This window comes from Gryllotalpicola koreensis, assembly GCF_039538185.1.
GTDB lineage: Bacteria > Actinomycetota > Actinomycetes > Actinomycetales > Microbacteriaceae > Gryllotalpicola > Gryllotalpicola koreensis.
The window spans coordinates 127,227-138,113 of sequence record NZ_BAABBW010000005.1 but is presented as its reverse complement, the minus strand read 5'-3'; the positions used below and the strand labels follow the sequence as shown (position 1 = coordinate 138,113).

Sequence of the window (10,887 nt, the reverse complement as noted above, 5' to 3'; positions counted from 1 at the left end):
GGCGACGTCAGGCGGTTCTTCGGGCGGGGCGGTGAACGATGCGGGTCCAGCCGATCCCGAGCGCGGCGAGTACGACGGCCGAGCCGAAGGCGGCGATGAGCCAGCCCCACAGCGTGGTGCGCATGGGGGCGGCGAGCGCGTCGAAGACCGCGGCGGCGGCCGGCGCGGAGACGGTCTGCGGCAGCTCGGCGAGGTATCGCGCGCGCACGACAGCGAGCGCGATGGCGAGCAGGCCCATGCCCAGCGCGACGCAGAGCGCGGCGATCGTCGCGGTGCGCAGCCGGGACCGAGCGATCGCGATCGCCGCCGCGAGCAACAGGGCGGTGATGAACGGCAAGAGGCCCCAGGTCCGGTCGAGAAGGCGGAAGCCCCGCTGCAGGGTCACGATGTGCTCCGACTCGAAGATCGTGAACGACACGTCGATGATCGGGATCAGAGATGCGCCGGGAACGCCGCGCTCATCGAGGGACTGTCTGACCGCCTCGCCCAGGCCGGCGAGGCTCAGGCTGACCGTGCCGTCCTCGACTGTCACCTCACGAGTTCCTTCACCCGTGACAACCCCGACGAACTGTCGGTGGGCCTCGCGGTTCGCGGCTTTCCACACATCAGGGAAGGCGTCGCTCTGCACGAACCGTTGCAGCTGGCTGCGCACGAGCGCGCCGAGCCCAGGCAGATCGACGCGGGCGGTGATCGCCGTGGTCGCCTGCTCGGTGATCGCGGACTGCACGGCCGCGTTCTCGGCGAGCGGTGTCACGAGGGCCAGATAGCCGTCGGTGTCGCTCACGTGCGTGTGCGTCCAGCGGGCGACCACGGAAAGCGGCGCGAGCATCACGACGAGGGCCAGGAGGACCACGGCGACGGCCGGGCGCCACCAGGCGCGAGTCATATCCGCGCTCCCGACGCAGCGGCCGCGCTGCGGGACGCGAACACGTTGAGGCCGAGCGCCCGCGAGAGCTGCGCGGCTGCGCGCTGGCCCCGCACGCTGTTCCCGGCCTCGTCGAGCCGAGGCGAGAACGCGCCGATTGCGCCCTTGCCCGGTGCGATCGCGACGATTCCGCCCGAGACGCCGGACTTGCCCGGAACGCCGATCTCGAACAGCCATTCGCCGCTGTGCTCGTAGAGCCCGGAGGCGGCCAGCACCGCCAGGGTGTCCCTGCACACCTCGGGCGAGACCACCTGCTCTCCGCTCACCGGGTTGACGCCGCCGTCGGCGAGAGTGGCTCCCATGACCGCGAGGTCGTGCGCACTCACGAGCAGGGCGCACTGCCGTGTATAGAGATCGACCGTTTCGGCGGGATCGGCGTCGAGCCTGCCGTAGCTGCGCAGCAGCTGACCAAGAGCGCGGTTGCGGTCGTTGCTCGCCGACTCCGAGGCGTACACCTGCTCGTCGATCGACAGCCGGTGACCGGCGAACGCCGAGAGCGCGGCGACCAGCCTGCTCCACTTCTCATCGGGGCTCGCACCGGGGAGGAGGGCCGTCGTCGCGATCGCCCCCGCATTGACCATGGGATTCATCGGATGCCCGTCGTTCAGCTCGATCGCCACGACGGAGTCGAACGGCAGGCCCGTGTTGTTGACACCGATGCGCTCGCCGACGACCTCGTGACCGAGCACCTCGGCCACGAGCGCGTAGACGAACGCCTTCGAGATCGACTGGATGGTGAACGGAGCCCACGCGTCGCCGACATCGTGTGTGCCGCCCGCGACGTCGGCGACCGCGATGCCGAACTGATCCGGCTCTGCTGCGGCGAGCTTCGGGATGTAGTCGGCGACGGTGCCGTCGCGGTCGTCCCGCAGGCGGTCGTACGTGGCAGAGACCAGAGCGTCGACGTCGTCCCAGCCGGGCAGCGATCCCGTCGATGCCTGCTGTTCGATGTCAGCCGTGCGGGTGTTCAGCATGGGGAAGCGGCGCCGGCTCAGGCATCCGTGCCCCGGCGTGCGCCGCGCCGGTTCCAGGTGATCGCACGCACGATCTGGATGATGCCCAGCACGAGAAGGGCGATGCCGAGCCACAGCCAGAGCACGACCGAGTACAGCGGCGAGAAGAGCAGGATGATGCCGACGACGATGCTGAGCAGCGCGAAGAGGAGCGTCGGCAACTTGAACCGCGCGGCCCCGAGGGTGATGAGGGCGGCGACGCCTTCGATGATCCACAGGATGCCGATCAGGACCCCGACGAAGACGAACAGCGCCGCCGTGGTGGCACCCAGGCGGGTGAAGGCGACGACGCCGCCCGCGACGAAGAGGACGCCGAGGATGAGGTGCCCGACGCGCGCCCAGCCTCCGAGCGCCGTGGCGAAGACGCCGAGCGCGACGTAGACGAGGCCGGCGACGATCGCGTACGCGGCGATGATCGCGGTGACGACCACCGCGGTGTGACCGGGCCAGATCAGGATGAGGAGGCCGATCACGGCGGACACGGCGCCGCTGACGGCGAGTCCCGTACGGATCGCGGTGGACAGCGGCCGGATCGGCTCTGCGGTGGTGGACATGGGCGGTGTTCCTTTCGATGGTGGGGGTGAGGTTCAGAACGAGTCGAGATACGCGTCGATCTCGTCGAATCGGGCGACGGCGGGCTGCTCGATGACGGACCCGCTGACGACGACGAGTTCGAGTTCGGCGAAGGCGCGGAAGTCCTCCAGCGGATTCGCCGGCAGCACGACGAGGTCAGCGGACCTCCCCGGCTCGATCGATCCGGTGCGGTCGGCGATGCCGAGGATCCGCGCGTTCTCCTGCGTCGCGGAGTTGAGGGCGCGGGCCGGTGTGAGGCCGCCGAAGCGGGTCGCGAAGTCGAGCTCGCGCCACATGTTGTAGTGGGTGACATAGGTGAGCGCCGAGTCAGAGCCGCTGCCGAGGGCGACGCCGCCGGCCAGGGCATCCCGGGTTCCCTGGATCATGCGCTCGAGGATCAGCTCGCCGTTCGCGCGCACCACGTCGTCGACGCCGGTGACGCTTTGGCTGAGCTTCACGATCGGCAGCGCCGCGCTGAACGTCGGGACCATCGCCGACGTGCCGAACAGCGAACGCGGATTGTCGTTGAACAGCGCGACGAGCTCATCGTCGAGGTCGCAGCCGTGCTCGATCGTGTCGACGCCCGCCCGCAGCGCGCGCAGGGTCCCCTCGCGGCTCTGCGCATGGGCGGCGACCACGATCTCGGCGTTGTGCGCCTCGTCGCAGATGGCGGCCATCTCGGCCTCGGTCATCTGGGGGCGGCCGGCTTCGCCGATCGCGCGGGCGTCCGTGACGCCGCCGGTCGCTGAGATCTTGATGGCGCCGACGCCCTTGCGCAGGTTGAGCCGCACATTGCGCCGCGCCTCCCACGGGTCGTCTCCGACGAGCGCGATGAGCGGGGCGCCGTGGCCGCCGCTCACGGCGAGCAGGGGGCCGGATGGCAGCAGGCGCGGCCCCACCAGCTCGCCGGCGTCGATGCGGTCGCGCAGGGTGACCACCTCGTAGCCGACGTCGCCGACGCTGCGGATGGTCGTGACGCCGCTGTGCAGCTGAGTGAGCGCGTTCTCGCGGGTGCGGCGGCGCAGCAGCGCCTTCCCGGCCGGGCTGCGGAAGAACAGCGTGACCGCGCCCTCGAGCGATTCCTTGGCGAACACGGAGGGCAGCGGCCTGCCGTCGGAGAAGAGGTGGGCGTGCGCGTTGATGAGGCCGGGCACCAGGTACTTCCCGGTGAGGTCGATCTGACGCTGGGGGAGTGCGACGGGGTTTGCCGGCGACGGCTCCACCGCGGCGATCGTGCCGTCGGCCGCGACCGTGACGGTGTGGTCGGGAAGGACCGTGCCGTCGCGATCGCCCGTGACGATCGTGGCGTGCGTCAGTGCGAATGGCGCTGCAGTCGTGCCGACCATCTCTCGCCCCCTCGGCTGAGTCGGAATCTGGCCTCAGCCTGTCGGGGCAGGCAGTGCGCGGGTCAGAACTTCACCCGGCGAATCACCCGGCCTTCACCCGCCGTGCTGTGATGACAGCATCCGGCTGCCCACCGCCACGGCGTCCGCCCGAGTCGTGGCGCCGATCTTGCGGTACAGCGACCTCAGCTGCGTCTTCACCGTGTTGGGAGAGACGTGCAGAGCCGCCGCGATGTCGGCCACTGTCTCGTGCAGGACCAGCGCGTCGAGCACGCGCCGCTCGCTCTCGGTGAGGGCGCGGGTGATGCTGCCCGCGGAGTCGGCGAAGGCGAGGTCAGCGGTCGCGGCGTCGAATGCGGTCTCCGTAGCCGGGCTGAGCCGCGAGCGGATCAGTGGCACAACGGTCGCCGGCATCGTCGTTGCCAGCCGACGGTAGCCTTGGCGGGTCACGGCGGCGGCGAACTCCTCGGCGAGGTGCGACGACACCTGGCCGCCCCTGAGCGCGTCGAGCCGCACGGTGAACACCGCGAGCTGCGCCCGTTGCAATGGCGAGAGAGTCGGCCGGGTTCCGAGATAGCGCAGGTCCTCCTGAGCCTGGGTCAGCTCACCGCGGTGAATGGATGCCTGCACCGCCGCGATCCGAGTCAGCGGTCCGCGTGCGCTGCTGGACGCCGCCACGCGGTCGGCGCCACTCAGGTCGCCGAGCGCGAGCAGCGCCTCGATTGTGAGGGAGTCGAGCACGTCGGCGGCGAACGACCCTGCCTGCACGCGGTGCGTCGCAGCTGAGATGGTGGCGAGCTCGAGAGCCTCCGACGGCTGCTGCCTGCCGAGGGCGAGCCGCGCCTTCGCGAGCAGCTCGAACGGCCAGATGATCTCGAAGTTGTCGATCGCGTCGAGCTCGGCGATGCGGTCGTCTGCGTCGGGCGCGAGCCGCTCGACGCTGATCAGCGCTGCGGCCGCACGCTCGGTGCCGTAGGCCGCGCTCGCGTAAGCCGCCGCCGAGCCCGGCAGTGCGAGCGCCTCCGCCAGCGACTTCTCTGCGACGGCGAGCGAGCCGCGAACCGCGTGGGCGATGGCGATGCGGCCCGCGGCGCCCCGTTGGGCGTCGACCGAGCCCGAGGCCACGCCGATCTGTCGGGAGACCCCGAGCTGCCGCAGCGCGTTCAGGGTGTCGCCGGCGACGAGGTAGGTCGACCCGATCTGGTGATGGAACAGCCACAACGGACCGTCGTGCTGCGCGCTCGCGGCGAACTCGGTCTGCCTGATCCAGTCCTCGAGCCGGCGCGCAGAGCGCACAGCGGCCGCGGTGTCGCCGTTCGCGCGCGATGCGAGTCCCTGGATCATCAGGAACAGGCCGACGGTCGTCGGATCGTCCGAGGCGAGCAGCTCGTCGAACTCCGACGGGTCGATCGGCCGCCCGGTGCGCGCGAGCACACCGCCGAGCGGGTGCGCGAGCCGGAGGACGGGGTGGCGCTCGAGCATCTCGTCCGAGAGGGTCGCCGCCGCCTGCTGCAGCGCCCGGTAGTCATGGGTGAAGAAGTACCAGACGTTGCCCATGAGGATCTCGACGATGCGCTCGGCATCGCCTGCTGCGATCGCCGCGGCGAGCTGCTCACCCGGATCCGGCGCTGCGCTTTCGACCACCATTCACCCGCCCGCCCGAGTGGAGGTAGGGCCGCTCGGTTACGACAAAATATAGACATAATCGGGCGTTCGGGCGCCTGCGCCCGATGGTGCGAGCGCTGTGCTGCGGGAAGGTCAGGCGGCTTCGGCCTGCGCCTCGCGGTACCCGGCGGAGACCAGGATCGGCTTGTGGTCCGAGACGCCGGCCGGCAGCGTCGTCACACCGTTGATGTCGAGGCCGGTCGAGGTCGCGAAGTCGAAGTGCCCGCGGAAGTACTTGTAGCGGGCATACGTGCTGGTGTCGCTCTTGTTCAGCTCGAAGCCCGACTCGACCATGCGAGCACGCAGGTTCTTGTGGAACCAGGGGTAGTTGAAGTCGCCGACCATGAGAGCGGGCAGCCCCGGGCCGAGCTCGCGCAGCTTCTCGTGCGCGGCGTCGATCTGCGCCCGGCGCAGCGAGTTGACGGCGGTCAGCGGCGAGGCGTGGAACGAGGCGATGACGACCTCGCGGTCCTCCTCGGTGTCCTCGAGGCGGGTGCCCACGACGCGCTCGTCGGCGGGAGCGAGCAGATGGTCGTGCAGCGACTTCTTGAGGGCGAAGTTCTCGGTCGCGACCAGCGAGAAGCGGTGCTCGCGGTAGTAGAGGGCGAGCCCGAGCCGGTTGCGCAGCGTCGCCCCGGCGAGCCTGAGCTCGCCGATGCGCTCGGGCAGCCCCGTGGCGCCGCATTCCTGCAGGCACAGCACGTCGGGGTCGAAGTGGTCGACCAGGGGCACCAGTTCGCCGCTGGCGTGGTTCTCGCGCAGGTTGTAGCTGATCACCTTCATCGCCGACACCTTACGGCGTGCGGCCGAGGATCGCTCGGGGTTGCGCTGGGCATGTCGGGTGCACAAGCCATGAACAGCGGGTGATCGGATGCCTGAGCAGCCGTCGCCCGGGCCTTTAGGCCCAGACGTCTGCAGCGATCTGCACGACCTCACGGACCTTCGCCCACTGCTGCGCCTCGGTGAGCGCGTGGCCGTCCTGGGTGGAGGCGAAGCCGCACTGGGTGCTGAGCGCGAGCTGGTCGAGCCCGACGTGGCGGGCGGCCTCGTCGATGCGGGCGGTGACGACGCCGGGATTCTCGAGCGCGCCGTCCTTCGAGGTGAGCAGCCCGAGCACGATCTGCTTGTTCCCGGCGGGCACGTGCCGCAGCGGCCCGAAGCCGCCGGCCCGCTCGCTGTCGTATTCGAGGAAGTAGCCGTCGTAGTCCGTGCCCGCGAGCAACTGCTCGGCGACCGGCTCGTAATCGCCGGTCGAGATCCACGCGGAGCGGAAGTTGCCGCCGCACACGTGCGTCGTGACCGTCAGGTCTTCCGGCTTCCCGGAGAGCGCGTCGTTGATGAGCTGCGCGTAGCGCTCGGCGAGTCCGTCGATCCGGATGCCGCGCGCCTGCGCCTTCTCGCGCTCGGCGCGCGAGCACAGGTAGGTCCAGGTGGTGTCGTCGAACTGCAGGTAGCGGCAGCCCGCGTCGTAGAACGCTCGCACCGCGTCGCGGTAGGCAGCGGCCAGATCGCCCATCAGCTCGTCGTGGTCGACGTAGTCGCTGCCCGCGAGCCCCTCCCGGTCGAGCCGGAAGTGCAGCACCGCAGGGGAGGGGATCGTCATCTTGGGTGTCACACCGGCCGGTGCGTTCTCGCGCAGGAAGCGGAAGTGCTCGAGCATCGGGTGCTCCCGGGAGAAGCCGAGCCGACCTGTGACGAACAGCGCCTGGTTCGTGGTGCGCACCCCGCCGATATCGACGGCACCCTCGGCTCCCGTCACCGAGAGGCCGGTGAGGCCTGCGAAGAAGTCGTACTGCCACGAGTTGCGACGGAACTCCCCGTCGGTGGCGAGGCGCAGTCCGGCATCCGTCTGCCGCGCGATCACGTCGCGCACGGCGCCGTCCTCGATCTCGCGCACCGCGGCGGCGTCGATCGCGCCCGCCGCATGCTGCGCGTGCGCGCGCCGCACGGTCGGGGGCCGCAGGAAGCTGCCGACGATCTCGGCGCGGAACGGGGGAGTGCTGCGGCTGCCGCCGGGCGACCGGGTCGGAGTTCGAGTTGCCGGCGCGAGCGCGGCGGCCTGCGTGCGCAGCGCTTCGAGCACCGCCCGCACCCCGCGGCGGTGCAGCGTGTCGGGGCGCGCGAGCACGTCGACGCGGCGGGTCGCGGCGATGCCGGCGGCGAGCGGGCGCACGCGCACGCCGAAGTCGAGATAGGCGGCGCCCGTGTGCCGGGGCAGCAGGGTGAGGCAATCGGATGCCTGCAGCATGGCCGCCGCCACCGCGAAGTCGCTCACCCGGTGGGCGATGACGGGCTCGACGCCGGCGGCTGCCCCGATCGCATGCACGGCGGCGCCCAACGCGAGGTCGTCGCCAGCGGCGATCCAGGCGGCGCCGCGCAGCTCGGCGGCGGTGAGCGGCTGGCTCGCTTCGCCGGCGTCGAGGCGGTGCCCGACGCGGAACGCCACGTCGAGCGGCTCGGAGAGCAGCGGCACGACGGCGAGCTGCGCGGGCCATTCGTCGCCGCCGACGAGACGCTCGGCGATCACGAGGTCGAGGTCGGCGACGAGGCCGGTGTAGTCGACCGGCTTCGCCGTGAGGTCGCGCAGCACGAGCTGCGGGCGCCCCGCGATCGACGCGGCCATGAGGCCGGGGAACAGCGAGACGGCGGCCGAAGGGAAGGCGCCGATCGAGACAGGTGCCGCTGAGTCGTCGTGGAACTCGGTGATCGAGTTCGCGGCGTCGATGAGGGCGGATTCCACGGCGACGGCCGCGTCGGCGAGAGCGGCACCGGCGGCGGTCAGCACGGTGCGGCGGCCCTCGAGCTGCGTGAGCGGTACACCGACCGAACGCTGCAGCCCGGCGAGCTGCTGCGACACCGCAGACGGCGTGACCCGGAAAGCGGCGGCCACGGCGGCGATGCTGCCGCGGTCGCGGAGCTCGCGCAGGGCGCGGAGTTGAGCAAGTTCCATCACGGCATCCGATCCATTAGGTCAATCTAATGGTTGAGCAAAGCAAGTGGGGCCTTTTCTTTGCTGTCTGAGGAACGCAGGGTGGAATCCGTGAGCATTCCCGCATTCCCGACCGGAACGATCCTCGGCTACCCGCGCATCGGGCGCCGCCGTGAACTGAAGCGCGCCGTCGAGGCGTTCTGGCGCGGCGACATCGACGTGACCGAGCTCGAATCGCGCGCGCGGGAACTGCGCCGCGCCACCCGCGAGCGCCTCGCCGAGCTCGGCCTCGGCCGCACCGACTCGTCGATCCCCGAGTCGTTCAGCTTCTACGATCAGGTGCTCGACGCCGCCGTGACCGTGGGCGCGGTGTCCGCGGCGGACCTCGACGCGTATTTCGCCTTCGCCCGCGGCGACGCGAGCCGCGCGCCGCTCGAGATGACCAAGTGGTTCGACTCGAACTACCACTACCTCGTGCCCGAGATCGGGCCGGAGACCGAGTTCCGGCTCACCGGCGATCGCATCGTCGCGGAGTTCCTTGAGGCGAAGGCCGACGGATTCCTCACCAGGCCGGTCATCGTCGGGCCCGTCACCCTGCTCGCGCTGGCGAAGCCCTCCGCAGAGGCCCCCGACGGGTTCGCCCCGCTCTCGAGGCTGGAGGACGTGCTGCCCGTCTACGCCGAGCTGCTCGGCCGGCTGCGGGCGGCCGGAGCCGAGTGGGTGCAGCTCGACGAGCCCGCGCTCGTCAGCGAGAGCCTGCCCGACACCGCTGACACGCTGCGCGCGGCTGCCGCGGCCGCCTACGGCAGGCTCGGCCGCGTCGAGGACCGCCCGCAGCTCTTCGTCGCCGCGCCGTACGCCGAACTCGGGGCCGCCCTGGCGACGCTCGCGGGCACCGAGGTCGAGGCCATCGGGCTCGACCTCGTGCGCGGAAACATCCCCGCCGATCTCTTCGACTGCACGAGGGACGCGCTGAAGACGAAGACGCTCGTCGGCGGCGTCATCGACGGCCACAACATCTGGCGCGGCGACCTCGCCGCCGCCTTCGCCAAGCTCGAACTGCTGCGCGAGCTCAGCCCGCGCGTCGCGGTCTCGACCTCGACCTCGCTGCTGCACGTGCCGCACGACACGGCGGATGAACCGCAGCTGGAGGCGCGGCTTCTGTCGTGGCTCGCCTTCGCCGACCAGAAAGTCGCCCAGGTGGCGACGCTCGCCGCGGGGCTCGAGCGGGGCGCCGCCGCGATCCGGGGCGCGCTGGCCGAGGCATCCGCCGCCCTCGCTGATCGCCTCAGCGCACCGGGCGTGCGCGTGCCTGCGGTGCGCGAGCGCCTCGCCGGTCTCGCGTCCGCCGATTTCGAACGCGCGCCGTATCGGCAGCGCGTCGCCGAGCAGGATGCCGCACTGAGCCTGCCCGCCCTGCCGACGACGACGATCGGCTCGTTCCCGCAGACGGCCGAGATCCGCCGGGCGCGGGCCGCGCTCGCCGCCGGCAGGCTCGATGCGGCGGGGTACGAGGCGGAGATGCGCGAGGAGATCCGCCGAGTCGTCGCCCTGCAGGAGGAGCTCGGCCTCGATGTGCTCGTGCACGGCGAGCCCGAGCGCAACGACATGGTGCAGTACTTCGCGGAACAGCTCGACGGCTTCGCGGTCACGGTGAACGGCTGGGTGCAGTCGTACGGTTCGCGGTGTACCCGGCCGTCGATCCTATGGGGCGATGTCTCGCGGCCCGCGCCGATGACGGTCGAGTGGTCGCGCTTCGCGCAGTCGCTCACCGCGAAGCCGATGAAGGGCATGCTGACGGGGCCCGTGACGATCCTCGCGTGGTCGTTCGTGCGCGACGATCAGCCGCTCGCCGACACTGCGAACCAGGTCGCGCTCGCGCTGCGCGACGAGATCGCGGACCTCGAGGATGCCGGCATCCGTATCGTGCAGGTCGATGAGCCGGCGCTGCGCGAGCTGCTGCCGCTGAAGCGGGCGGCTCAGGCCGCGTACCTGGATTGGTCGGTCGCGTCGTTCCGGCTTGCGACCGGTGGGGCGGATGCGGCGACTCAGGTGCACACCCACCTCTGCTACTCGGAGTTCGGTGTCGTGATCGACGCGATCCGCGCGCTCGACGCCGACGTGACGTCGATCGAGGCGGCGCGCAGTCGCATGGAGGTGGTCGACGATCTCTCGCGCTCGCGGTTCGACCATGGCATCGGGCCCGGCGTGTATGACATCCACTCGCCGCGCGTGCCGGGCGTCGGCGAGCTCACCGAGCTGCTCACGCTCGCCGCCGCGCGTATTCCCGAGCGGCAGCTGTGGGTGAACCCCGACTGCGGGCTCAAGACCCGCGGCTACGACGAGACGGTCGCCTCGCTGCGGCACGTGGTCGCTGCCGCGCGGGCGGTGCGGGAGCATGTCGGTGCTGGAACGGTCGGGGCTTGAGCCGAGTTTGCG

General features: G+C 71.0%; 8 protein-coding genes. 1 reads left to right on the top strand and 7 read right to left on the bottom strand.

Annotated features, from left to right (window positions below):
- Positions 1 to 7: 7 nt before the first annotated feature.
- From ABD708_RS15065 to ABD708_RS15035, 7 genes are all read right to left on the bottom strand, one after another.
- Positions 8 to 886 (bottom strand): hypothetical protein, encoded by an 879-nt coding sequence (locus ABD708_RS15065; RefSeq protein ID WP_344755906.1) that lies wholly within the window; start codon positions 884 to 886, stop codon positions 8 to 10.
- The gene (glsA, locus tag ABD708_RS15060; RefSeq protein WP_344755904.1) at positions 883 to 1,899 is read right to left on the bottom strand and encodes a glutaminase A; all 1,017 of its coding nucleotides are present in this window, start codon (positions 1,897 to 1,899) and stop codon (positions 883 to 885) included. The genes ABD708_RS15065 and glsA overlap by 4 nt, the downstream gene beginning before the upstream one ends.
- 17 nt (positions 1,900 to 1,916) lie before the next feature.
- Positions 1,917 to 2,492 carry an HdeD family acid-resistance protein gene (locus ABD708_RS15055; RefSeq protein ID WP_344755902.1) on the bottom strand — a complete coding sequence of 192 codons (576 nt, stop codon included), beginning with the start codon at positions 2,490 to 2,492 and terminating at the stop codon, positions 1,917 to 1,919.
- A 33-nt stretch (positions 2,493 to 2,525) separates the two neighbouring features.
- Positions 2,526 to 3,857 (bottom strand): amidohydrolase family protein, encoded by a 1,332-nt coding sequence (locus ABD708_RS15050; protein ID WP_344755901.1) that lies wholly within the window; start codon positions 3,855 to 3,857, stop codon positions 2,526 to 2,528.
- Positions 3,858 to 3,950: 93 nt separating this feature from the next.
- Positions 3,951 to 5,498: a response regulator transcription factor gene (locus ABD708_RS15045; protein ID WP_344755900.1), complete on the bottom strand. Its 1,548-nt coding sequence runs from the start codon at positions 5,496 to 5,498 to the stop codon at positions 3,951 to 3,953.
- Between the two features lie 114 nt (positions 5,499 to 5,612).
- Entirely contained in the window at positions 5,613 to 6,302 is a 690-nt protein-coding gene (locus ABD708_RS15040; protein ID WP_344755899.1) for an endonuclease/exonuclease/phosphatase family protein, read from the bottom strand.
- Positions 6,303 to 6,417: 115 nt separating this feature from the next.
- Positions 6,418 to 8,469, bottom strand: a complete 2,052-nt coding sequence (locus ABD708_RS15035; protein WP_344755897.1) for a 5-methyltetrahydropteroyltriglutamate--homocysteine S-methyltransferase — start codon at positions 8,467 to 8,469, stop codon at positions 6,418 to 6,420.
- 81 nt (positions 8,470 to 8,550) lie between these two features.
- Here ABD708_RS15035 and metE point away from each other — a divergent pair, with 81 nt between their 5' ends.
- Positions 8,551 to 10,875, top strand: coding sequence for a 5-methyltetrahydropteroyltriglutamate--homocysteine S-methyltransferase (gene metE, locus ABD708_RS15030; RefSeq protein WP_425553306.1), 2,325 nt, complete (start codon positions 8,551 to 8,553; stop codon positions 10,873 to 10,875).
- Positions 10,876 to 10,887: the final 12 nt, after the last annotated feature.